The 24,652-nt window shown below is 72.1% G+C and carries 16 protein-coding genes and 1 pseudogene; 6 read left to right on the forward strand and 11 right to left on the reverse strand.

Going from position 1 to position 24,652, the window contains the following annotated elements; translation table 11 throughout:
• Positions 1-165: 165 nt before the first annotated feature.
• The 3 genes from AC07BS_RS01565 to AC07BS_RS01575 all read right to left on the reverse strand — a co-directional run bounded on the left by AC07BS_RS01565 (position 166) and on the right by AC07BS_RS01575 (position 3,409).
• Positions 166-645, reverse strand: a complete 480-nt coding sequence (locus AC07BS_RS01565; protein ID WP_478929336.1) for a phospholipase A2 — start codon at positions 643-645, stop codon at positions 166-168.
• A 174-nt stretch (positions 646-819) separates the two neighbouring features.
• Positions 820-2,019, reverse strand: a complete 1,200-nt coding sequence (locus AC07BS_RS01570; RefSeq protein ID WP_478929338.1) for a cytochrome P450 — start codon at positions 2,017-2,019, stop codon at positions 820-822.
• 361 nt (positions 2,020-2,380) lie between these two features.
• Entirely contained in the window at positions 2,381-3,409 is a 1,029-nt protein-coding gene (locus tag AC07BS_RS01575) for a 3-oxoacyl-ACP synthase III family protein (RefSeq protein WP_478929340.1), read from the reverse strand.
• A gap of 202 nt (positions 3,410-3,611) precedes the next feature.
• Between AC07BS_RS01575 and AC07BS_RS01580 the strand changes: the two genes are divergently transcribed.
• Positions 3,612-11,033, forward strand: coding sequence for an SDR family NAD(P)-dependent oxidoreductase (locus AC07BS_RS01580; RefSeq protein WP_478929342.1), 7,422 nt, complete (start codon positions 3,612-3,614; stop codon positions 11,031-11,033).
• A gap of 5 nt (positions 11,034-11,038) precedes the next feature.
• On the opposite strand, the gene AC07BS_RS01585 is transcribed toward AC07BS_RS01580, so the two are convergent.
• Positions 11,039-12,700, reverse strand: coding sequence for an AMP-binding protein (locus AC07BS_RS01585; protein WP_478929344.1), 1,662 nt, complete (start codon positions 12,698-12,700; stop codon positions 11,039-11,041).
• Between the two features lie 180 nt (positions 12,701-12,880).
• Here AC07BS_RS01585 and AC07BS_RS01590 point away from each other — a divergent pair, with 180 nt between their 5' ends.
• Together AC07BS_RS01590 and AC07BS_RS01595 are read left to right on the forward strand one after the other, a co-directional pair.
• Positions 12,881-13,798 carry an alpha/beta fold hydrolase gene (locus AC07BS_RS01590; RefSeq protein ID WP_478929346.1) on the forward strand — a complete coding sequence of 306 codons (918 nt, stop codon included), beginning with the start codon at positions 12,881-12,883 and terminating at the stop codon, positions 13,796-13,798.
• A complete protein-coding gene (locus AC07BS_RS01595; protein ID WP_478929348.1) occupies positions 13,795-14,790 on the forward strand; it encodes an NAD-dependent epimerase/dehydratase family protein in 996 nt (331 codons plus the stop codon). The genes AC07BS_RS01590 and AC07BS_RS01595 overlap by 4 nt, the downstream gene beginning before the upstream one ends.
• On the opposite strand, the gene AC07BS_RS01600 is transcribed toward AC07BS_RS01595, so the two are convergent.
• The 5 genes from AC07BS_RS01600 to AC07BS_RS01620 all read right to left on the reverse strand — a co-directional run bounded on the left by AC07BS_RS01600 (position 14,775) and on the right by AC07BS_RS01620 (position 20,162).
• The gene (locus AC07BS_RS01600; RefSeq protein WP_478929350.1) at positions 14,775-17,027 is read right to left on the reverse strand and encodes a tetratricopeptide repeat protein; all 2,253 of its coding nucleotides are present in this window, start codon (positions 17,025-17,027) and stop codon (positions 14,775-14,777) included. The genes AC07BS_RS01595 and AC07BS_RS01600 overlap by 16 nt on opposite strands.
• A gap of 44 nt (positions 17,028-17,071) precedes the next feature.
• On the reverse strand, positions 17,072-17,443 hold the full coding sequence (locus AC07BS_RS01605; RefSeq protein ID WP_478638673.1) for a hypothetical protein: 372 nt from the start codon (positions 17,441-17,443) through the stop codon (positions 17,072-17,074).
• Between the two features lie 594 nt (positions 17,444-18,037).
• Entirely contained in the window at positions 18,038-18,430 is a 393-nt protein-coding gene (locus AC07BS_RS01610; protein ID WP_478638672.1) for a DUF6415 family natural product biosynthesis protein, read from the reverse strand.
• Complete coding sequence (locus AC07BS_RS01615) at positions 18,427-18,828, reverse strand: hypothetical protein (protein ID WP_478638670.1); 402 nt, start codon at positions 18,826-18,828, stop codon at positions 18,427-18,429. Before AC07BS_RS01615 ends, AC07BS_RS01610 begins: the two co-directional genes overlap by 4 nt.
• A 104-nt stretch (positions 18,829-18,932) precedes the next feature.
• A complete protein-coding gene (locus tag AC07BS_RS01620) occupies positions 18,933-20,162 on the reverse strand; it encodes a helix-turn-helix domain-containing protein (protein ID WP_478929353.1) in 1,230 nt (409 codons plus the stop codon).
• A gap of 296 nt (positions 20,163-20,458) precedes the next feature.
• Here AC07BS_RS01620 and AC07BS_RS01625 point away from each other — a divergent pair, with 296 nt between their 5' ends.
• Positions 20,459-21,262, forward strand: coding sequence for a protein kinase family protein (locus AC07BS_RS01625; protein WP_478930073.1), 804 nt, complete (start codon positions 20,459-20,461; stop codon positions 21,260-21,262).
• A gap of 226 nt (positions 21,263-21,488) precedes the next feature.
• Here AC07BS_RS01625 and AC07BS_RS01630 read toward each other — a convergent pair.
• Both AC07BS_RS01630 and AC07BS_RS01635 read right to left on the reverse strand, forming a co-directional pair.
• Positions 21,489-21,821: pseudogene (locus AC07BS_RS01630) on the reverse strand (PucR family transcriptional regulator); the annotation flags it as partial.
• Positions 21,822-21,872: 51 nt separating this feature from the next.
• Complete coding sequence (locus AC07BS_RS01635) at positions 21,873-22,304, reverse strand: hypothetical protein (RefSeq protein WP_478929355.1); 432 nt, start codon at positions 22,302-22,304, stop codon at positions 21,873-21,875.
• Positions 22,305-22,612: 308 nt separating this feature from the next.
• On the opposite strand from AC07BS_RS01635, the gene AC07BS_RS01640 reads away from it, so the two are divergent.
• Entirely contained in the window at positions 22,613-22,723 is a 111-nt protein-coding gene (locus AC07BS_RS01640; RefSeq protein ID WP_478929357.1) for a keywimysin-related RiPP, read from the forward strand.
• 23 nt (positions 22,724-22,746) lie between these two features.
• Positions 22,747-24,582 (forward strand): lasso peptide isopeptide bond-forming cyclase, encoded by a 1,836-nt coding sequence (locus AC07BS_RS01645; RefSeq protein ID WP_478638659.1) that lies wholly within the window; start codon positions 22,747-22,749, stop codon positions 24,580-24,582.
• Positions 24,583-24,652: the final 70 nt, after the last annotated feature.

Raw genomic sequence — 24,652 nt, forward strand, 5'->3', positions numbered from 1 at the left:
GACTGCTCCTTGTTCCGTCTCACGATGTGCTCTGGCACCCACCCTAGCCAGTGCACGATCTTCTCTCCGCAGGCCAGGGTGGGATCCGATCTCCATGACCAGGGATGAACCCGCCCAAAAGTGTAGGGCGTGCGGTCGTGCCGGCCATCGCCGCGGGCGGCAGGTTCAGAAGAACGCCGATTCGCCGCCGGCGCGCACAGCCCGGTACATGATCTGCGCATGGCTCTGGCAGGCGGACCAGGAGCCCTGACCGCTGTCGTCGCAGATGCGCTTCATCTCCTCGAGGAATCGGTTGTCGATCCACTCGCGGCGCGCCTCGGTCGGGTCGAGACGCAGATGGGCCGCCCCACCATGGTTGCCGAAGTTCCGGTAACCGAAGTCGTGCATCACACAGGCCGCTCTGAATTCCTGGGCCCAGTCGCTCGGCGTCGGCGGTGAGCAGCCGTCGGTGCTCCAGTCGAACGGGACTTCGTGAGCCTGGGCGTAGGCAGGGAACTGCCTGTAGGTCACTCGCATGATCAGGTTCGCACGCTTGAGCACCGGTGAGGGGGCAGCGGCCGTCGCGGGGTCTGCCGCCACGCCGGTGAGCAGGCCGGAGACCGCGAGTGCGGACAGGGTGAGCATGCGGAAGCTGCGGCGTGCCAAGCGGTACCTCCCCGATCGGTGCCGGCCGCCTCCTGGGGCGGCCGCCCACGGACGTTCACGCTGTCGCGCTCAACGAGGAGGGCGTGCTTGGAGAAACGGTTGAGAGGGCATTCGGGATCGGCACTCCTGGCGGGAATGCTCGGCTCGCCGGCCTGTTCGCGAAGCGCCGGGAAACTACCAGGCGACCGGGAGCGCGACGGGGCCGCGGATCAGGGCGTCCAGCTGGAAGGCCACGTCGGCGGCGGGCACCGCCAGGCGCAGTGCCGGGAAGCGGCTGAAGAGGGCGGGCAGCAGCAGCTGGGCCTGGAGGCGGGCCAGGTGCGGGGCCACGCAGTAGTGGGGGCCGTGCCCGAAGGAGAGGTGGGGCGGGCCGGAGCGGTCGGCGTCGATCTCGGCGGGGCGGGTGAAGGCGGCCGGGTCGCGGTTGGCGGCCCAGTACTGGACGTAGACGTAGTCACCGGCGCTGATGGTGGCCTCGCCCAGTGCCACGTCCTCGGTGGCCACCCGGGGCTGTCCGATGCCGTTCTTGTGGGGAATCCAGCGCAGCAGTTCTTCGACCAGCTGTGCGACGGGGATGTGTCCGTCGCTGAGCGCTGCGGCGAGGTGCGGCCGGCACAGCAGGGTGAAGACCATGTTGGCGAGGTTGTTGCGGACCGGGTGCCAGCCGTTCAACGCCGTGAGAGAGGCCATGGCAAGGGCTTCGTCCTCGCTGATCTGCCGGTCCGCGACCGCTTGCGCGAAGACTGTCATGAGGTCACCGCCGGACGAGCCACGGCGCCGGTCGAGCAGGTCGCGGAAGAACACGGCCGCCTCGTCGCGCAGTGCGCGCGCCCGCACCGCGTCCTGCTCGGTGCGTGGGCGTACGAGGATGCCTTCCGCCCAGCGACGCAGTCGCGGGCGGTCGGCCGGGTCGATGCCGAAGATCTCTCCGATGAGTGTCAGCGGCAACGGGGAGATGACCTGTTCGATCAGGTCGGCCGGCGGTCCGCCGGCTTCGAGGCCGTCCAGCAGCTCGGCCACCAGGGCCTCCGCCCGGGGGCGCAGCGCCTGCATCCGGCTGGGGGAGAAGGCCGGGGTGACCACGGAGCGGATCCGGGTGTGGTCGGGTGGGTCGATGAAGCTGACGCTGGCACCCATCGGGATGAGGTGGCGGTTCATCGTGGGGAAGGCCTGCTTGGTGATCTCCCGGCTGAACCGCGGGTCGGACGTCACGAACCGGGTCTCCTCATAGCCGGTGACCAGCCAGCACTCCGCCAGTGCCTCCCCTTGCGGCAACCGGATCTTCATCACCGGGCCCTGGGCCAGCGCCTGGGCCAGGAACGGGTCGAACTCCAGCCCGGGGATGTCGGGCGGTCTGTAGACGGGAGGACACATCGATGGTGTCCGCGACTCGTCTCCGGTGTCGACGTCGGGGGTTCCTGTCGCTTGGTGGGGGACGAGAGACTGGGCTTCATCACGCCGTCCACACGCATCGGTGGTCATGGTGACCCCTTGGGGATCGTCGCTGTGGTGGTCGCCGCCACCTCGTAGGAGGCCTGGCCATGGCCGGCATGGAGTGCGATGGCGAACGGACGGCCGACGGAACGCGTGGACGGTCGCCCACGCTGGGCGCGGCCTGGTCGGGTGGTGGGTCATGTTCCGGTTGTTGGGCCTCAGCCCGAGGCTACCCGTGGGCGGAAGGGACCTAACGCGGCTTTCAACGATGTTCGCTCGGCGAGTGACGGCCGTACCGCCCTCAGAGCCGGATCAGCACCAGCCCCATGCTGAACCCACTGGCCAGACCGACGAGGGCGACTAGGTCCCCCGGCATGACACGGTCGGACTGCTGTGCGAGGGCCAGTTGCAGCGGGAGGGAGGCGGACGCCGCGTTGCCGTACCGGTCCACCGTGGCCAGGAAACGGCTTCGCGGTAGTCCGATCAGGGCGCAGGCCTCGTGGAACTGCGGCATGGAGATCTGGTGGACGGCGACGAACGCGCTCTCACGCAGCAGTGCCATCTGGTCCGGCGCGTGCTCCAGCACCAGCCGGGCCATCTCGTGGCCCGTCCGGGACAACTGGTTCTCGTTGAGTCGGAGGCAGTAGTGGTCGTCGTCCGTGGAGCGCGGATACATCGAGCCGCCGGCCTTGACGGTACATGCTTCCCAGGCGGTGGAGTCGGCGGCGAACACCGCGTGCAGCACTCCGGGATCGTCCGGGCCCGCCGGCCCGGCGGTCAGGAGCAGGGCGGCACCGGCGTCGGAGACCGTGTAGCCGGGCAGGTGACGCATGAAGGTCTCCTGATCGGGCACGTGCCAGCGGGTGGTGAGCGTCGTCGTCTCCCCGCAGGTGATCAGCACGGTGCGGTGCCGGCCGGTCTCGATGAGGGCCGCCGCCGTCTCCACGGCGTTGAGTACGCTGTTGCAGGCGTTCTTCACATCGAACACCGGGCAGGAGGCGCCGAGTTTCGCCGCCACGATATGGCCGGTGGCGGGCTCGACGAGGTCCTGTGACGTGGAGGCGAAGAGCAGCAGATCCACCTCGCCGACGCTCGCCCCCGCCATGTCCAGCGCCTTGACGGCGGCCGCCACCGCGAGGTCGGAGGCCTGTACGTCATCGGCCCGGACGTGCACGCCCTGGACGCCGGTGAGGTTCTCCAGCGTGCCGGGCGGGGGAACGAAGGGACTGCCCACCGCGACCATACCCGCCCGGATCTGTTCCATGGTCCGGTACCGCGGCGGCAGGTGCACGGCGTTCGACAGCAGTCGGGCACGGCGGGAGGACGGCACCGCATCACCGTACGGCGACGGTCCGGGCACGGCTACACCAGCGGAGCACAATCACCAAGTGTCCATGCTTTCCGCGTTTTAAGGGCGGTTCATGCCATAACCGGCCCGTTCCGTCCACACTAACCGGTCCCACACGGGGTAGAGATGGCAACCAGCTCCGGGACAGGTCGAGTTGGTGGACGGACGGGGGCTCATGATGGAGATGGAGTTCGATGACCGTGCCGTGGCCGTCGTGGGCGTCGGCTGCCGGCTGCCCGGCGGGATCTCGGACCTGCGGGAGCTGTGGACGGCCCTGTGCGAAGGCCGGGATGCGGTCGGCGAGATCCCGCCGGACCGGTTCGACAAGAACCGTTTCGTGGACCCCGGTGGGCTGCGCGCCTGCCGGAGCTATACGGCGGCCGGAGGCTTCCTCGACGATGTGACCGGCTTCGACGCGGCCTATTTCGGCATCGCCCCGAAAGAGGCCGAGGCCATGGACCCGCAGCAGCGGCTGCTGCTGGAAATGGCCGCGGAAGCCCTGGACGACGCCGGGATCCCCGCCGAGTCGCTGGCCGGATCGGATACCTGCGTCTTCGTCGGGATCTCCGACCCCTTCTACGGAACGGTCCAGGGGACCGTCGAGCAGTACGCCAACCCCTACACGATGAGCGGCTCCACCCTGTCCATCGCCGCGAACCGCCTGTCGTACTGCCTCGACTTGCACGGACCGAGCATGGCGATCGACACCGCCTGCTCCTCCGCACTCGTCGCCCTCGACCGCGCCTGCCGCACCCTGCTGGACGGCACCAGCCGCACCGCGCTCGCCGGCGGCATCAATGTGCTGGGAAGCCCGTACTCCTTCAGTGGCTTCTCGCACGCCGGCATGCTCTCACCCAGCGGGCACTGTGCCGCCTTCTCCGCCGAAGCCGACGGCTTCGTCCGGGCCGAGGGCGGGGGAGTGGCCGTCCTCAAGCGGCTCGCCGACGCGGTGGCCGACGGCGACCGCGTCCACGCGGTGATCGCCGGCACCGGCACCAACTGCGACGGCCGGACCCAGGGCCTCGCCCTGCCCAGCACGAGGGCGCAGGAAGCCCTCCTGCGCGCCGTGTACGAGCGGGCCGGGGTGGATCCGGACGAGCTGGTGTACTTCGAGGCCCACGGCACCGGAACCCTCGTCGGGGACCCGGCCGAGGCACAGGCCATCGGGCGGGCCCTCGGTCAGCGCCGCACCGTGGGCCCCCTGCCGATCGGCTCCGTCAAATCCAACCTCGGCCACCTGGAACCCGCCTCGGCCATGCCGAGCCTCTTCAAGGCCATGCTCGTCCTCCGGCACGGCGTGGCCCCCGCCACCCTGCACGCACGCACCCTCAACCCGGACATCGACTTCACCGGGCTGGGCCTGGCACCCACCGCGACTTCCGTCGAACTTCCGCGCCCGCGTCGAGCGGCCGTGGGCGTCAACTCCTTCGGCTTCGGAGGGGCCAACGCCCACGCCGTCCTCACCACGCCACCGGCACCACCCCCACGCGATCACCACCCGGCCGGTACGCTGCCCGTGGTGGTCTCCGCCCGTTCGGCCGAGGCGCTGCGCGAGCTGGCCGCGCGGGTCGCGGCACGCCTCCGCGACGCGGCACCCGAGGAGTTCTACGACCTCGCCCACACGACGACCCGGCGCCGCAGCGCCCACCCGCACCGCGCCGCCGTCCTGGCGGACGGCCCCCAGGAGGCCGCCGACCGGCTCGACCGGCTCCTCACGGACGCGCCCGCCCACGGGGCCAGGGTCCGTAAGGCCGAACGGGACACGGTGGCCTTCGTCTTCTCCGGCAACGCCTCCCAATGGCCCGGCATGGCCGCCGGCCTCCTGGCCGGTGACCCGGCCTTCCGTACGGCGGTCGAACAGGCCGACGCCGCGCTCGTCCCGCACCTCGGCTGGTCGGTGACCGAGGAGCTGGCCCGGACCGTCGCCGGCGACCGCTGGCAGCGTACCGAGATCGCTCAACCCGCCCTGTTCGCCGTGCAGGTGGGACTGGTGGCCGTCCTGGCGGCCCACGGGGTGCGCCCCGCGGCCGTCGTGGGGCACAGCGTCGGGGAAGTGGCCGCCGCCCACACCGCCGGGGCCCTGACCCTGGACCAGGCCGCCCGCGTGATCGCCGAACGCAGCCGCGCCCAGGGCACCACCGCGGGCAGCGGACGGATGGCCGCCGTCGGCCTGACCGAGGCCGCGGCCCGGGAGGCACTCGTCCCGTACGCCGGCAGACTGGAGATCGCCGGAATCAACAGCGACCGGGATGTCACCGTCGCCGGTCATCCGGAAGCCCTGGCGGCCCTCGGCGCGGAACTGACGGCCCGGGACGTCTTCTTCCACGAACTGGACCTCGACTACGCCTTCCACAGCCCCGCCATGGACCCGGTCGCGGACCCGTTGCGGACCGCGCTGACCGGACTGGCACCCACCGCCGCCCGCGTCCCCTTCCTCTCCACGGTCACCGGCACGGCACTTCCCGGCGAGGCCCTGACCGCCGACTACTGGTGGCGCAACATCCGCGAACCGGTCCGCTTCCACCAGGCCGTCACCCGCGTCCTCGCCGACCACGCCGGCATCCTCGTCGAGATCGGTCCCCACCCGGTCCTGCGCCCCTACCTGCGGCGTACCGACGCCACGTACATCCCCACCCTGCACCGCGACGGCGACGGCCCCCGTGAGACCGCCGCCGCTGTCGCCGCCCTGCTCGCGTCGGGCGCCGCCGTCGACTGGCAGACGTTTTTCCCCAGCCCGGGCAGGGTGGCCGACCTTCCCGCCTACCCCTGGCAGCGACAACGCCACTGGCTCGGCGGCCCCCAGGACGTGGTCCTGCGCACCAGCGGCACCGGGCTGCTCGACCACCCCCTGCTCGGCGAACGCCTCCCGGCCCCGCACCCGGTGTGGGAAGGCGCCGTCGAACCCCAGCTGGCGCCCTGGCTGGGCGACCACAAGGTCGGCGGCACCGTTCTCATGCCCGCCGCCGCATACGTCGAGATGGCGCTCTCGGCAGGGCGACGGGCACTGGGTGGGCCGGTGGAGGTACGGCACCTGGGCATCGCCAACCCCCTCCCGATCGCCTGGCCCGATCCCGGCACCGCCCGGTTGCAGACCGCGGTCACCCTGGAGGACGGAGCGCTGACCGTCAGCAGCAGCGAAGGCCGCGGCACCACATGCCATCCCGTCGTCCGGGCCCAGGTCCGCCCCCTGCTCGGCACGGCCCCCGCTCCGATCGATCCCGGAGCGATCCGCGCCCGCTGCCCCCGTACCGTCGGCGGCCCGGACTTCTACGGGACCTGCCACAGGGTCGGCCTCACCCTCGGCCCCGCCTTCCAATTGCTGGAAGAACTCCATGTAGGCGAGGGCGAACTGCTGGCCGACTACCGGAACGAGCACCCGGCCGAGGGCTGGACGGTGCACCCGGTCCTGCTCGACGGCCCCTTCCAGGCCACCGTCGCCCTGGTGGAGCGGCACATGCGGGACGGCCACGCCTATCTTCCGTCGACCTTCGACTCGGTGCAGGTATGGAGCACGCCCTCACCGCGGGGCGTCGTCCACCTGCGCCGGCGAAGCCATACCGAGACCGAGTTCTGCTGGGACGTCACCTACGCCGATGCCGACGGCACCGTCACCGCGACGATCGAGGGGTTCCGTACCCGGCGCGCCTACAACACCACCCTGGTCCCGCTCACCGTCCAGCACACCGTCCTGCGCGCCGCACCGCACCCCGCGGCCCCGGCCGCCCCCTCCCCCCTGCCGTCCCCCGCCGACGTGGCGAACGCCGTCCACGACCGGATCGGCCGGCTGCACGACGCCCTGCGGGAGACCGGCCACGACCGCTTCCGGGCCGTCGTCGACGAAACCGCCGCCCACTGCTGGGCCGCGGCCCTGGCCGGGCTGCTCGACGACCCCTCCGCCACGTTCGCCCTGCCCGACCTCGTCCACGGCGGGCTCCAACCGCGCCACCGGCGGCTGGTGCGGCTGATGCTTCCGCTCCTCGTCCGGCACGGACTGGCCCGGACCGTCGCCGGCGACCGCTGGCAGCTGACCGGCACCGAACCCCGTCCCGAACACCATCTCAAGGCCCTGGTCGAGGACCACCCGGCCTTCGTCGCAGAGACCCTCCACCTCAACGCCCACCTGCGGCACCTGCCCGCCCTGCTGCGCGACACCCCGGGCACACAGGAACTCCTCGACACCGGTGCCACGACGTACGAGCAGATGTACGCCGCCGCACCCGCCCACCGCTTCACCCACCGTGTCGCCCAGAGCCTGCTCGGCGAGATCGTCCACCACTGGCCCGAGGACCGCCCCCTGCGCGTCCTGGAACTCGGCGCCGCGCCCCACGCCCTCACCGCGGCCCTGCTACCCCTGCTGCCGGCGGACCGCACCCGCTACACCTGCACCGACAGGTCCGAGACCGCCCTCGCCGCCGCCGGCCACCGCTTCGCCTCCCACGACTTCGTCGACTACCGCACCCTCGAGCTGGACACCGACCCCGCGGCCCAGGGCTTCCACGACAGCCGGTTCGACCTGGTGCTCGCCGACGACGTACTGCACAGCGCCGCCGACCTGGCCGACGCGTTGCGCCGCGTACGCACCCTGCTCGCCCCCGGCGGACACCTGCTCGCCGTCGCATCGCACGACACCCGGCACCGCGCCCTCCTCCTCGGCGGCAGCGAGGACTTCTGGCAGCGCCGCGACCGCACGCTGCGCCCCGAAACCGTTCTGCCGGACCGGGACCGGTGGAAGCCGCTCCTGGAGCAGTGCGGCTTCACCGGCACCGTACAGACGGGCACCGACGACCGCTCGGTCCTCCTGACCGCCGCCGACCGCCTCCCCGCCACCGAACCCGACCTGCCCGCGCAGGAGGCGGAGCCGGGCATGGTCTGGGTCATCGCCACCGAGACGGCCGACGAGACACCGACCGCGCGGGCGCTCGCCGGCCTCCTGGGCACCGCGCGCACCGTCACCGCGACCGACGACCCCTCCGCCTGGACCGCCGCGCTGCCCGCCGGAACATCCGGCATCGTCCTCCTGCTGAGCACGCCCGAAGGCACCGGTGCTCCGGAGGACGTCGTCTCCCGGGCCACGTACCGCGCGGCCGTCCTACGGGCCCTGGCCGCCGCCTGCACCGACCGGACGGACGAAGCCCGCCCGCCGGTGTGGCTGATCACCCGGCCCACAGGACTGTTCCCCGCACCCGAGCGCCCCGCCCACCCCCTCGACGCGGCTGCCTGGGGGACGGCCCGCACCCTCGCCAACGAACAGCCCGACCTGCGGGTGCGCCGGGTCTCCCTGGACCGTAGCGGCGATCCGGCGGCCGACGCCCGCCGCCTGGCCGGCGAACTGCTCGCGCCCACCGACGAGGACGAGATCGTCCTCACCCGGAGCGGGCGGTTCGTCCCCCGTGAGACCCAGCGCCCGGCCGATCAGCCGGCCACCGCTCCTGCTCCCGCTCCCGCTCCCGCGAGCACACCCTTCATCCTGGAGGTACGCGACCCGGGCTTCTCCCGCCGCCTGGTGTGGCGGCAGACGGAACCCCTCCGACCAGGGCCCGACGAGATCGTGGTCGAGGTGCGGGCCGTCGCACTGAACTTCCGCGACCCCATGCGCGCCAACGGGCTGCTGCCCCCCGAGGCCGTCGAAGGCACACCCCTGAGCCGCGGACTGGGCACCGACGCGGCGGGCGTTGTCAGCGCCGTGGGCTCCGAGGTCACCGGGTACGCCGTCGGTGACCGGGTCAGCGGACTGATGGGCGCGGGACTGGCCTCCCACACCGTGACGAACGCTGCCGCCGTCGGCCCCATCCCCGACGGCATCGGCTTCGCCGAGGCGGCCACCCTCCCGGTCGCCTTCCTCACCGTCCACCGCACCCTCGTCGACGAGGCCAGGCCGATGCCCGGCGAGACGCTGCTGGTGCACGGCGGAGCCGGAGCCGTCGGCCTCGCCGCTCTCCAGTGCGCCCGGACCCTGGGGCTGCGCGTGATCGCCACAGCGGGCACCGAGACGAAGCGCGATCTCCTGCGCACGCTCGGCGTCGAGCACGTCCTGGACTCCCGCAGCCTCGACTTCGCCCCCCGCGTCCGCGAACTGACCGACGGCAAGGGCGTCGACATCGTCGTCAACTCCCTCAGCGGCGAAGCCATCGCCCAGAGCCTGGACCTGCTGCGCCCCAACGGCCGCTTCATCGAACTCGGCAAACGCGACATCTTCCTCAACAACCCGCTCCTGCTGCGCCCCTTCCACCGCAGCCTCACCTTCATCGGCTTCAACCTCGACAGCATCGTCTTCGACCCCGTACGCGGCCCCCGCCTGCTGGTCGACACCGGGATGCGGGTGATCGGCGGCCAGTACCGCCCCCTCCCGCACACGATCCATCCCGCGGCGCGCGTCGACGAGGCCTTCCGGCTGCTCCAGCACTCCCGCCACGTCGGCAAGGTCGTCGTCTCCCTCGACCCGCTGGACGAACCCGTCCCCGTCGAACCCGCCCTCGCCACCCCGGCATTGGACCCGGAGGGCACCTACCTGATCACCGGCGGGCTCGGCGGACTCGGCGCCGCGACCGCCGACTGGCTCGCCGACCGAGGCGCTCGCCACTTCGCCCTGGTCAGCCGCCGCGGAGCCGAAGCGCCCGATGCCGCCGCCGTACTCGAACGTCTCACCGGGCGAGGGGTACGGGCCACCGCGTACGCCGCCGATGTCACCGACGAGACCGCGATGCGCCAGGTCATCGCCGCCGTGGACGCCACCGGGCACCCGCTGCGCGGTGTGGTGCACTGCGCCATGCACCTGGACGACGCACCGCTGTCCGACCTCACCGACGACCGCTTCGCCGCCGTGTTCGCACCCAAGGCCGCCGGCGCCGACATCCTCGACCGCCTCACCGCGGACCGCGACCTCGACGTGTTCCTGTTGTACTCATCGGTCACCGCGGCCATCGGCAACCTCGCACAGGCCCCCTACGTCGCCGCCAACGCCTACCTGGAAGCCCTCGCACGGGCCCGACAGCGCGCCGGACGCCGCGCCACCGCCATCGCCTGGGGGCCGATCGCCGACACCGGATACGTCGCCCGCGGCAACCTGGCGGCCACGATGACCGGTCTCGGCTTCGAACCCGTCGCCTCCGCCGAGGCGTTCACCGCCGCCGACCATCTCCTGGCCACCGGTACCCATGTCGCCGGCGTCGGCCGCTACCGCTGGGCCCGCGCCCGCCGTCTGCTGCCCGCACTGTCCGGCCCCCGCTACAGCACACTCGTCCCCGCCGGCATCGCGGACGCGGACGAGAGCCGCGAGGAAATCCTGCGCTCCCTGACCGCGATGACCCCAGAGGACGCCGTCCGCGCCATCACCGATGTCCTGGCCCGCCACCTCGCGGGCGTCCTGCACATCGACCCGTCCGACCTGGACCCCGACCGCAACCTGGAGGACTTCGGGGTCGACTCCCTCATGGGGGCCGAATTCATCCTCCAGGCACGGGAATACTTCGGCATCCACATCCCGCCCGGCGAACTCATGGGCGGCGGTCGCACCCTGATCCACTTCGCCCGCCTGATCCATGAACGCCTGGGCATCCACTCGCCCTCGGGCGCTTCACCGTCGGGCGCCTCTCCCTCGCCGCCGTGACATGGTCACCGGCTCGGGCGGTGGAAAGGCCGGTCCAGCCGCGCGGCGGCCCAACCGGCCAGCCGCGCGCGGTCGATCTTCGCCGCGTGCCGGTGGTCCACCGGCAGCGACCGGCGGAACAGGACGGGCGCCGTCCCCGTCACCGGCAGACGCAGTCCGTCCAGCACCTCCCGGACGCCGCGGAGTACGGCCATGCGGTCGGGACGCGACACCGTAGGCTCCAACTCGACGACCACCACAGGCCGCTGCGCGGCATCAGGACCGACGCCGACCAGTGCCGTGCGGCGTACACCGGGCACGGCGTCGAGGGCCGGTTCCACCTGCTCGGTGAACAGCGGGCCGTCCGCCGTGCGCAACCGGTGCGCGAGGCGGCCGTAGAGCCAGACGCGTCCCTGCTCGTCCAGCCGGCCGACATCGCCCGTACGGTGGACGACCCCGCCGTCCGGCCCGTACGGTTTCGCGGTCCGAGTGGCCTCCGGGTCCAGATAGGCGGGGCTGACATTCGGTCCGGCGACGGCGAGTTCACCGACGGTGCCACAGGGGGGATCCATGGCCGCCGGTACCGAGGACGGCGTATCCAACGGCCTGTCCAACGGCCTGTCCAGCGGCAGGACGTGGACGGTGATGCCCGGCAGCGGTCGGCCCACACACACGCCCTGTCCACGGACCGTGGCCGGCCGCAGCGGGAGCAGCTCCCGGTGGTCGATCAGGCTGACCGGCAGGGCCTCGGTGGCGCCGTACACGCTGCACACCGTCGCGTCGGCGGACAGGCACACCCGCAGCCGGTCCAGGACCGGGTAGGGCAGCGACGCGCCGAAGCACAGCACCTGCCGCAGTGTCGGCAGAGGCGTCAGCGTACGGATGCAGTAGCGCGCCAGGCGGTCCAGGAGCGCGGGCGAGCCCAGCAGTACCCCGGCTTCCGTAGCGTTCACGGCGTGCGCCAGATCCCGGGCCCGGAGCCGCGTGGGACGCGTCAGATCGACGCGAGGCACCACCGTGGTCGCACCGAGCAACGGGCCGAGCGCCGCGGCCGGCACGAACGCGGCCACCACGGTCCGCCCGGCCAGGGACACACCTTCCGACAACGCGCGGACCTGCGCCCGCACCGTGCCGTGCCGGTAGACGACCCCCTTGGGCGACCCCGTCGCACCGGAGGTGAACACCACCATCGCCGGCGCGTCGTCCGGCATGACGGTCATCTCCTGCCAGGGCGTCGTGGCCCCGCGCAGCCGCCGCAGGGTCCGGCCGGGCCAGAGCGCGGGCCCCGCCACCACGCGGTGGCGCACGGCGTTCCCGCCCCAGCCCAGCAGCCGCCCCGCGATGTGGGCGAGCGGCTCGGCCAGCAGGGCGTCCGGCGCCGCGGCCGTCAGACACCGCCCCATCACCCGCAGCGGCAGGGACCCGTCGACGAGCACCGGCACGGCCCCCATGCCGGTCAGGGTCAGCACACAGGTCCCCAGCTCCACCGGGTCACGGGTCAGCACGGCCACACGGTGCCCGGGCCGGATCCCCGCACGGGCCAGGGCCGCGGCGGTCGACAGGCTCAGTGAAGCGGCCTCGCCGTTGGTGAGCGTCGCGAACTCCCGCCGTCCCCGCGGATAGCGCAGACACGCGCCACCGGGTGCCTCCCGCAGAGCGCACAGGACGGTACGGGCCAGCGAGGCCATGGCGAATACCTCCGGTGCGGTACGGGCCGACCTTACGAGCATGCGGACGGCGCCACCGCCACGGCATCACCTACATGAGTGAATCAGGCGCGTCACCGGGCACGGCGACCACCGCTCGGGCATGAACCCCACAGCCGGATACGCGGCATCCACGCGACCACTGCCCCGAAAGGCCGTCCCGTGCGCGCAGCCGACTCCCCCCGCTGGCCCGACTACCCCTTCACCTCACGGTGGTTCGCGCATGCCGACGGCCGTCAGCACTACGTGGACGAGGGCACCGGCCCCCCGGTCCTCATGGTGCACGGCAACCCGTCCTGGAGCTACGTCTGGCGCCACCTGATAGCGGAACTGCGCGACAGCTACCGGTGCATCGCCCCGGACCTGCTCGGCATGGGCCTCTCCGACCGCCTCGCCCCGCCGCTGCCCGCCCTCCTGGCCGGATACCAGATCGCCGCGCTCGACGACCTGGTCCACCACCTGACCGACGAACACCGAGCCCCGCGTCGCGGATGGACGGTGGTGGCCCACGACTGGGGCGGGCCCATCGCACTGGCCTGGGCCTGCCTGAACGCGCAGCAGGTGGACCGCGTCGTCGTGCTGAACACCGCGGTCTTCCGCTTCCCCGAGAACGGCCTCCCTCCCTGGTGGTTTCGCCTGCTGCGGCTGCCCGCCGTCAGTGCCCTGGCCGCCCACCGCACACCCGGCTGGGCCCGCGGAGCGCCCCGGCTGGGCGTGACCACACCGCTGCCCCCGCCGGTCCGCCGCGCCTACAGCGCCCCCTACCGCCGCCCGCGTCACCGCGCCGCCCTGGCCCGCTTCATCCGCGACGTCCCGCTCACCCGCGGCGACCCCGGCTGGGCGCTGCTGGCCGTCGTCGAACGGATGCTGCCCGCCCTGGAGCACGTACCGATGCTCGTCGGCTGGGGCATGCGCGACCCGGTCCTGCGACCGGCGCTGGCCGACGCGTGGCAACAGCGCTTCCCCCACGCGCGCGTGCTGCGGTTCCCCGAGGCCGGCCACTACGTCCTGGAGGACGCCCGCGCCGAACTCGTCCCGGCCATCCGGCACTTCCTCGACACGACGGGAGGGCGGCCATGAACGTCCTGGTCACCGGAGGCAGCGGCTTCCTCGGCAGCGCCGTGTGCCGACAGCTGACCGAGGCCGGGCACGAGGTCGGATCACTGCACCGCCGCCACAGCCGGACCCTCGCCGCACTCGGCGTCGATCAGCACCTGGGCGATGTCCGCGACCCGGACGCCGTCCACCGCGCCACCGCCGGCCGCGACGCCGTCGTCCACACCGCCGCCCACGTCGGTACGTCCGGGCATCCCGTGCTGTTCCACGACGTCAACGTCACCGGTACGCGTCACGTCCTGGACGCCTGCAGACGCCACGGCATCGGCACCCTCGTGCACACGTCCAGCCCCAGTGTCGTCTTCGACAACACCGACATCGACGGAGGCGACGAATCCCTGCCCTACCCACGCCGGCCCCTCGGCCCCTACGCCGCCACCAAGGGCGCCGCCGAACGCCTGGTCCTGGCCGCCGACGGGCCGGACCTCGCCACCGTCGCCCTGCGCCCGCACTGCGTCTGGGGCCCCGGTGACCCGCACTTCGCCCCCCGCCTCCTGCGCGCCGCCCGCCTCGGCGTCCTCCCCCTGGCGGGCAGCGGGCACAAACGCGTCGACACCGTCTACGTGGACAATGCCGCCCACGCCCACCTGCTGGCCCTCGACCGAGTACGGCCCGGCTCCCCGGCGGCGGGCCGACCGTACTTCATCACCCAGGGCAGGCCGTGCACCGTGGCCCGAACCTTGACCGTCTTCCTCCGCGCCCTGGGCCGGAGCCCGCGCCTGCAACCCGTCCCCGTACCGGCCGCCCGCGCGGCGGGCCGCCTCTGCGAGGGCGGCTGGCGCCTCCTCCACCTGCCCGGAGGACCCCCTCTCGACCGCTGCCTGGTGGCGGGAGCGGCCTACGCGAACTGGTTCGACATCACCGCTGCCCGCACCCTCCTCGGATACACCCCTCTCGTCAGCACCCCGGAAGGTCTCGAACGCCTGCGGGATAGCGGGCCTCAGGTGCCCTCCTGACCCTCCAGCCGATCACGCCACATGACGAGTTCGGCGCGGGTCAGCGCGGTGGCCGGATGGTCGGTGCCCAGGACGCGTTCGCGGTCGGCCAGGAGCCGCGTGAGCGCGGCGACGGCGCCTGCCGCGTTTCCCGCTCTGCCCTGCCAGCGCGCCAGGTCGTGGCGGGTGGCGAGGACATGCGGGTGGTCCGGCCCGAGCACGCGCCGGCGGTGTTCGAGGATGTCGGTGAAGGCCGCGGCGGCCCCCGCGGCGTCGCCCGCCTCCCCGCGCCAGAACGCCACACCGTGGCGAGCGGCCAAAGTCAGCGGGTGATCCGGACCCAGGACGCGTGCGCGGTCGGCGACCAGTACCGTGAACGCGTCGGCGGCGCCCGACGGATCACCCGAGCGGCCCTGCCATCGCGCGAGGTTCCCGCGGGCGGCGAGGGTGTCCGCGGCGTCGGGGCCCAGGACCCGGCTCATCGTACGCACGAGCTCGGCCGTCATCGTCGCCGCGCCGGCCATGTCGCCCGCCTCGCCGCGCCAACGGGCCAGGTGACTGCGGACGGCGAGCGTCCGCGGGCTCTCCGGCCCCAGGCCGCGTTCGCAGTCGGGCAGGAGGCCGGCGAGCGCGGCCGCGGCCCCCGCGGCGTCGCCCGCCTGCCCCCGCCACGAGGCGTACTCGAAGCGCGCCGTGTACGTCGACCTGTCGTCGGATCCGAGGCGTTCGGCGGCGGCCCGGGCCAGCTGGTGAAAGTATCGAGCGGCGGCGGAGACATGGCCGCTCTCCCCGAGGCTCGTGCCCAGTCGGAACAGCACGGGATGGACTCCGGGGCGCCACAGCGCGTCGGATGTGTGTCTCAGGAGCGCGTCCGCGTTCGTGCGCAATGTGCTCGCGAGAACGGTGTCCCGCTGGATCTCCGGCCAGGTCGCGGCGAGCGCGTCGGCGGCCGTACGGGCCACCTGGTCGCGGCGCTCGTCCGGCAACGTGTCACGGACGGCGCGTTGCACGAGCTGATGGACGCGCACCGCGTGGTGGGGCGTGTCGGGTGTGTGGTCGAGGAGGCTGAGCCGGTTCAGGACGTTCAGCGCGCCGGTGACATGGTGGGCGGGCAGCGGCTCGGCGACGGTGCCGAGATGGGCCAGCACCGGTGGCGCGCTCAGGACGGAGCCGGGGATGCCGTTGGAGTCGAGCATCGCGGCGAGGTGCAGGACACGGCGTGCCAGCCCCTTGGGCCGCATCGTGTCCGCGCGCTCGATGGAGAGGGACCAGGTGGCGGCGACGGTCGTCGCCTGGTCGTCGGGGAGGGAGCCGCCTTCCTCGGGCATGGTGTCGCGCAATTTCGTCGTGCGCGCGGCCAGCAGCTCGCGGTACGCGGCGCAGTCGAGGCCCTCGTCGACGAGGTAGGCGGCGGCCTGCGACAGCGCCAGGGGCAGAAACCCCAGGTCCTCGGCCAGGGCGGTCAGCTCGCCGGGAGGTTCCCGCCGGTCGCGGGCGGCCAGTACCTCCGTGAGGTACGACACGGCTTCCTGCGGGGTGAACAGGCCCACGGTCACCATCCGTCTCCCGTAGCCGCTGAGGGCGGCGTCCCGACGGCGGGTCGTGACCAGCGTACGGCCCGAGGGGTTGTCGGGGGGCCACAGTCCGCGCAGGTCCGTGAGGTCGGACAGGTCGTCCAGGACGATCAGCCACCGGCAGGGCGAGGCGTGCGGCTTGGGTTCCAGCCAGGCGAGGAACCCCCGCGCGGCCTGCTCCGGCCGGCCGGGGTCGGCACACAGAAGATCGACGGCGGCCTGCGCGTAACCCGACAGGACCTCCGCGCGGCTGCTCGCCGTCACCCACAACAGCAGATCCACCGCACGCTCCCGCCAGGCCTGCCGGGCGAAGTCGGCGGCGAGCTGCGTCTTACCGACACCGCCCAGCCCGGTGAGGACCTGGTTGAGCACCGCGGTCCGGCCCTCCGTCATGGCCGCGCGCAGCCGCTCGGACACGGCGCGCGGCTGGAAGGCCAGGGCCCGAGGAGGAATGACGCCGACCTGGTGGGGGAGTGGTTTCGCCGCCGGCGGCGCCTCCTGGCGCACGACGGTCAGCGAGTGGATGTAGCCGCTGTTGGCGACGGCTCCGCGGGCGGAAGCCGTGGCGTTCCCGGTCGCCGAGACACGTACGACGCCGGACGGTTCCGGCCCCCGGTAGCCGGTGGTCGCCTCCCCGCCGCCGGAGGCATGGGCGTCACCGGTGTCCGCCACCTCGATGGACACGTCGGCATCATGCTGTTCGTGGGCCCCCATCGCGGCACCGGCCCTCAGTCGTATTCGATGCCGGTGGAGGCGGAACTGCCCGGCCCGTGCGCGGTGGCGTCACCGGTTCGCTCGGCCCGCGCGGTACCGACTCTGCGGGCGGCTCCGCAGCGCCGTATCCCCGTACGGGCCGCGCCACCGTCCGTGCCCTCGGCCCGCCCGGTGGCGACGACCGTGTCGTCCGGCCCCGCCGGGGGAGCGGCCGGCGGCTGAAGCAGAGCCCAGACCAACGCGGCGATGCCCGCGCCCGCCTGGATGGACGCTCCCACGAACTGACCCGCGTCGGGGCCGTCGAGCAGCCAGAACAAGGGCGTCGACGCCGTGGCGAGCAGTGCCACCACGATGATGAGGACTCTCAGACCGCTCCGCCGCCGCATGCATGCCTCCCGGCCGACGCACCGTTTCACCGTCTCACCGTCTCAGCGAAGGTTTCCCTGCCGCTCGGGGAGGAACACGACGGTCCGTGGCTCGCGGGCGGACGGGCCGGTGCCGGGTGACAGCCGGTTCATTGGGGGTGAAGGCCACTGAGTGCTTCCTTCTCAAGGAGGTATCGGAGTGCGGTGGGGTCGCAGAGCATGTCCGATGCGCGAGGGGTCGGGAGGAGCCAGAGGATGCCTGCTGTCTGCCTCGCTGGGTGGGGGACGGAAAGGTAGCTGGGGTACGGGTCAGCGCCGAGGCATTCGGTCCCGGCGTGGGTCCACTGCCGGTAGGTGCCGGGTGGCACCAGCACGCTGTACCGGCCTGGTTGCGGCGAGAAGATCACCGAGCTGCCGATCCCGGACGAGCGGAAGCGCTCCCGCGCCACCTGCAGATCCGGCATCGGGCCGCCGCCGATGAGGGCCGCCGGAACGTGGACGACGTCAAAGTGCCTGCCGACCCGGATCCCCGCCGGCCGTCCCCACTCCCACATCTCCCGAGCCCGCCACGGACTCGCTTCCCGGCACAGCAGCCACTGCACCTCACGGTGGTGGTCAGTCACTGGCAGGCCTCGCGTGTCTCACGGAATGGTCGGCGCGCCCAGCGGAGTCGGCGAGCTCGCGGCAGGCGAGGAGCCAGCTGCAGCCCGCGGCGAGCCGGCGGATGTGCGTGATCCGGGCCAGTGTCTGCTCTGGGCATGGATGGTGGAGATCGTTTTCGAGGGATTCGAGTGCTGTTCGCGCGTGGTACCACTCGATGCTCTGCTTGCGGAAGTGCCCCAGCGCCTCGCAGGCGATGGGCAACAGCGCCTGCATGTGCTGCCGGAGCTCTGTCTCCAGATCGGTCAGCTCGTCAGGGTCCGGTCTGCTGGACCGCAGGAGCCTGGCGCGGTCGATACAGCGCTGGACTTCTGCGTGATCGGGAAGGTCCGAGGAGAGGTGGTTCATGCCGCTTCCTCTTCGAGGGCAGCACGCAGCCGGATTGCATCGACGAGTGTGCCGTCAGGCAAGTGGAGCCAACGAATCCCGTCGGGTTCCTCCGCCGACGGGACTGGCATCGTCAGCCAGCCGCTGCTGAGGCATACAGTCCCAGGAACGTGCCACATCGCGGCGGTCTCAATGGGTACCAGAAAATACAGGAAGGCGTCCGGGTCGTGGATCACGGGTCCGGCGATTCCGCGGTCGACAGCCGCGAGACCTCGAGCCTCAGGAGTCCGTACCGCTGCCCATCTCCGGCCGAGCGGGAGTACGACGATGCCGGCCCGCGACAGCCAGCGGTCGGCGTGGTCGGGGTCTGGATCGGCCTGGGCCAGCCAGGCTCGGGCCGCGTGGAGAGTGGTGGACATGGCACGATCCCCTCGGGGTTGGTTGAGGGGATCGTGCCGCGCGCAAGGGATGTCCTTACGCACAAAGTGTGGGGATGATTTTCAGAGAATCGCTTGACCAGCTGTCACATCCCGGCCCACCGGGCCAGACCTGCGATCGAATCATCCTGGTTCCGGTCCAGGCGCACCAGCGTGGCCGCCGTGGTGCGGAGCGTCGGGTGGAAGCGTGCGTGGTTCGGTGAGGCCTGACGCGCGAGCAGGAGATCTCGGTGCGCTCCGGTCCGGTCTCCTTCTGCCAGACGTGCTGCCGCCACGTCGATGTAGTGATGGCTGGCCCGCTCTCCGGGAAGAGCGTCGGGGACCGTCCATTCCTCCCGGTCCTCTTCGGCGCCCCACTCCCGCAGCTTCGCCAGCGCCCTGCCCGTATCACCCGAGTCGATCAAGGTGGCCACTTCGTGAATCCGCACGTTGGTCGGCCCGAAGCTCATCTCGTAGTGGGAGGTGTCACGGCCAAGAGCCTGGGCGTGCCACCGGGCCTCCGCCAGGCGTCCCTGGGCACGCTCGGGGCTGCCGTCACGAGCTTCCAGGATGGCGAGCTTCAGCAGGACGGCGCCTTGAAGCGCGATGTGTCCCTCAGTCAGCGAGGACTCCGGCGCGAGGTGTTCGATCTCTGCGAGGAGCCCTTCCAGGACGCGGCGCGCCGAGGAGTACGTACCCATGCGCACCATGGCGCCGGCTTTTAGGTAGCTGGCGGTGACCTGCATGAGCGGATCGGCGGACTGGCGCGCGGCCCAGCGGACCCGCTCGATGGCGGTGAGCGAGAGGTCGTGATACCCGAGCTTGTGCGCCAGCGAGTTGGTCGCCCGGTACCCCCGCGCGAGCCACCCGAAGGCTTCTTGCTGCTCGCGCCCGCTGCTGTTCAACGCCACGTGGGTCAGTTCGGACAGGAGTCCCGGAAGCAGGGGGCCCATGGGTACGTACTTGCCGTCCTGCCGCATTCGGGCGACGTGGTCCATCTCTGCCGCGAGCACCGGCAGCGGCCGCGGTCCGACCAGGAGATCGTCCGGGTTGTCGTAGGTCAGGAGGATGCGGCGCAGTTCAGGGATGACCGCTTGGACCTGTTCCTCGCTCTCGACCCCGTTGATGTAAGGCTGGCCGGTCAGCCGGTCGGGGCCGACCCCGAGTGCGCGGGCGAGCTGAGCGATGAGACCAGGGGCTGGGTTGCGGCCCCCGGATTCGATCTTCTGGATGAGGCTGGGTGAAACGTTGACCTTGCTCGCGAGGCGCTGCACGGTCATCTGCCGGACCTTGCGGTGCTCACGGATGCGCTTGCCGATATGAGGAGTGGTGCTCATGTCGCCCCTAGCGGAGAAGGTGGGTTGCCAGCGTAGGCGCTGGCAACCCGACCGACCAGAAGTGGCTCTTCTCGATGCCCGGACCCTGCCGGTCCGGGCCGCTGTGTCCGTTTCCAACAACGCTTGTTCTTCTCAGCGTTGGGAGACGGCGACCCCTGGTGGCAGCGGCTGGATCTCCTCTACGGTTCGCGGCATGATGCCGACACGTACAGCGTCGACGCCGCCTTCGCGTCCGATCTCACCGCGGCCCCCGAGCGGACCGAAATCCCCCGGGGACGTGCACCCAGGAGACTGACATGCCGATGGAGCGCCTCCCCTGGGAGCAGCTGCCGGCCGGGGTCCGCTCCTGTGTGATCGACAGACTCCCTGGAGCGTTTTCCGTCGAGGACATGGCGAGCGGGGGGAACAGCGCCGTCGCGGTGCTGTTCCTTCTCGCCGACGGCCGCAGGGTCTTCGTCAAGGGCATGCCCAGCGACCATGGCCAGATCGGCGAGTTGGAGCTGGAGCGGCGCGTCAACGCGCATCTGCCCGCGTGTGCGCCGCGGCTGCTGTGGCATGTAGAGGCCGGTGGGTGGTCCTTGCTCGGGTTCGAGGGGGTGACAGGGACGTGGGCGGACTACGCGACCGGCTCGGCGGACCTGGAGCTGGTCGTCGGTGTGCTGACGGCTCTGAGCGGCTGCGCGGCTCCGGACCGCGTGCCGACTGCCTGGGACCGCTGGGGCTACTACTGCTCCCCTGACGACGCGGTTCATCTGGTCGGGAGGCAGATCCTGCACACCGACCCCGCCGCGGTGAACTTCCTCGTGGATGACGGTCGCGCCCGCCTGATCGACTGGGCCTGGACCGCGGAGGGCCCGGCCTGGGCCGATACCGTGCTGTGGGGCATGCGGCTCATCGCCGACGGCGAGCAGAAGCCGGACGAGGCGTACGCATGGGCTTCTCGCGTTCCCGCCTTCCACCAGGCACCGCGCCAGGCACTGCGCGTGCTCGCGGAGGCGGAAGCGCGCAGCTGGGAGCATCACTTGGCGCATGGGGTGCCACACATCGAGGCCATGACGAGCGCGGCACGAGCATGGGCGGACTTCCTGGGGCGCGGCTGACGGTAGCGATCTCTTTGGTCGCGGACCGGGGCTGGGAGAGTGGCCCCGCCCGGGGGCCGTCGGCCCCCGGGCGGTTCGGGGGTATCGCGTCGAGCGGTCGCAGTGTGCGGGAGGCCCACAGCGCGGCCTCGGCGGGGGGAAGGATGTCCGTCAGGCTCGTGTGCGCGGTGTTCCCGGCGAGCCGGGTGGGCATGTACCGGGCCGCGGTCAGATTCCGGGCCGCGTCCTCGTAGGCCATCGCGACGGACGCCAGCGCATGGCGCCGGCTCAGCCCCATGAACACGTCGGTGCGGGCGGCGACGCAGTCGGACAACCCCGAGATCACGCCGTCCGCCGTCCACCCGTCGGTGACCGGAACGATCACGATCACGTGGTTGTCGTACGCGGGGCAGGGCACGACGAGGGCGCGACCGGCGACGCGTTCCCCGCACTCCCGGGCCACCTCCTCCCGCGCGCTCACGGCGACTTCCAGAATGGCGACACAGACCCGTTCCGCGTCCAGTAGCCCAGGGCTCGACGCGGCCATCGTGCGCTGGGCGAGAACCACGTCACCACCCATCAGCAACTGGAGCACAGCGAGCCGCAGATGCCGGCTGCTCGCCTCCCCTTCTCAGCGGGCGGCATCCGCCCGCGCTACTCGCAGCAGGAGTTCGAGGACGACAGCTGCGTGCTCGCACAGACGGGCCGACTCCGGGTCGAAGGGGAACTCTCTGGTGATGACGAGGACGCGGTACGGCGCCTGGTCGCCCAAGCGGTACATCCGCGTGTGGCGGTCCGCTTCGGCGACCGCGGCCGAGTCGATCCTGCCCAGGGTCACGGCCATGACCTGCTCGGTGAGCCGACCGGTGGCGCTCGCGGCCGCGTCCTGGTGGGCGTCGGCGTCCGTGACGTCGACGGTTCCCTGTACGGCGTGGGTCAGCCAGGCGACGATGCGCCGGGCGGCCGTCTCGGGGCCGGCGGGCCCCACGCGGGCCAGGCGGAGCAGCTCCGGGAGCCGTCCGGCCTGCGGCAAAGCGGTGTTGGTCGAGGCTAAAACATCCATCCTTCGGTCTCCCCCGAATCAGGCGACGTTGCCGTGGAGGGGGTCACCCTCCTGGCGATCAGGCTCGCTGCTTGTCGGGGGCTGAGGAAGGGCTGTGAGGGAAGCTGCCGCAGGCCCGACCGGCCCGCTGTCGAACGTAGTCACTGTGGATATGTATGCGATTGGCTTGATGGATACGCAGATAGACGTATTGTCGGACCACCGCGGTGCGCTGCTACGTTTTCCGTAGCAACGAACCTCCCTGCATCAGGCGGGAGTTACGTCTGTTGTAGGGCTGGTTCTTCCTCCCAGTGAATGAGGAGAAGCTCATGAAGAAGGCGTACGAGGCCCCCACCCTGGTCCGGCGCGGCGACTTCCGGACGCAGACCGGTCTGCTGCAGTTCCACGGCAACGACCGTCTGGTCCTCAGCAAGAACTGAGGCAGGGCAGCTGATCGCACGCCATGGCGTCATCGCGTGATCGCGCGGCGGCGGGCTTCGGCAGCGCGTACTTCGTGGTCCTTCCGGACTGCGAGGGCGCGCTCGCCGCGGCCCGTCGTCTGCCCCGCCACTCCGGAACCCGTACCCTCCCTCACCCCTCCGGCCGCCCCTGGATCACCGGTCACTGGGCCGACGACGAATGCGTCGCCGTCACCACCGCCCGGGCCTCCTTGGCCGTACTGGGTTGCTGCCCCGTCCGCGCCGACGACTTGCGGCGTCACGCGGACCGGTTGACCGACCTCGCCCACCTCGACACCCTCGCCCGTACCCTGCCCGGCAGCTTCCACCTGGTGGCGTGCCTCGACGGCCGCACCAAGGTGTGGGGTACGGCCTCCGGCCTGCGCCTGGTGTTCCACACCGCCATGGACGGCGTACAGGTGGCCGCTTCGGACGCCGGCGTGCTCGCCCGGGCTACTGGCGCCGGCGTCGACCGGCGCGAACTGGCCGTCCGCCTGCTGTGGCCCGTCCCCCACCCCCTCTACGAGACCTCCCTCTGGCAGGGCGTCAGTGCCGTGCCCCCGGGCGAAGCCCTGCACCTGTCGGCCGACGGGCGTACCGCACGTACCTCACGGTGGTGGAACCCGCCCGAGCCGGTGCGCACGCTCGCCGACGGAGCGCCGCTGGTGCGCCAGGCGCTGTCCGACGCGGTCGACGCCCGCACCCGGCAAGGTGGCGTGGTCAGCTGCGACCTGTCCGGCGGGCTGGACTCCACATCCGTGTGCTTCCTGGCCGACCGCTCACCCGCCCGCGTGGTGGCGAACACCTGGCCGGGCCGCGACCCGGCCGACGACGACCTCCTCTGGGCCAAGCGCGCCGCTGCCCATATGCCGCGGACCGAGCACGTCGTGTGGGACGCGCACGCCTCCCCGCTGGTCTACACCGACCTGCTGGACATCGACGATTCCATGGACGAGCCGACCATCGGTGTGATGGACCGGGCCCGGGTCCTGCATCACCTGCCCGGTTTGCGTGAACGCGGCAGCCGGCTGCATCTGACCGGCATCGGTGGCGATCACATCGCCTGGTGCTCGGAGGCGTACTACCACAGGCTGCTGCGGCGCCGGCCGTTGTTCGCCCTGGGCCGGCTGCGCGGCTTCAAGGTCCTGTTCGACTGGCGGGCGCCGGCCATGGCCCGTGCCCTGGCGGACTCCCGCCCCTACGACCGGTGGCTCGCCGCCACCCCCGACGGGCTGCGCGATCCCCTGCCGACCACGGTGGCGGGGACCCTGGGCTGGTCCGCCGCGCCCCGGCTGTTCGACTGGGTCACCGACGAGGCGGCCGGGCTCGTCCGCGACGCGCTGACCGAGTCGGCCGCCCGCGCACGACCGCTGCACCCCGACCGAGGGCTGCACACCGACCTGGAGGCCATTCGCACCTGCACCCGGATCGTGCGCCAGTGGGACGCGACGGCCGCCCGGGCGGGCCTGCCCATGGCCTCACCGTTCTTCGACGACCGGGTGATCGAGGCGTCCCTGGCCGTACGACCCGCCGACCGCGTCACCCCCTGGGCGTACAAACCTCTGCTGACGGCGGCGATGCGCGGCATCGTCCCCGACGAGTGCCTCCGCCGCACCAGCAAGGCCCAGGCGACCATGGACGCCGCCGACGGACTGCGCGAACACCGCGGCGACCTGCTGGCCCTGTGGGAGGACTCCCACCTGGCCCGGATGGGGCTGATCGACGCCCAGACCCTGCGCGCCCTGGCCTGCCGGCCCAACAGCCCCGGCCTGAAGGACGCGATCCTCTACTCCACCATCGCCTGCGAGGTATGGCTGCGCAGCCTGGCCCGCGCCGGCTGACCCACCGGGGGGCCGAGCCGCAGGCCCGGCCCCAACACCGGCAACCCGGCCGGGTCCGCCGGTTCGGATC

The organism is Streptomyces sp. NPDC044063, assembly GCF_056434285.1.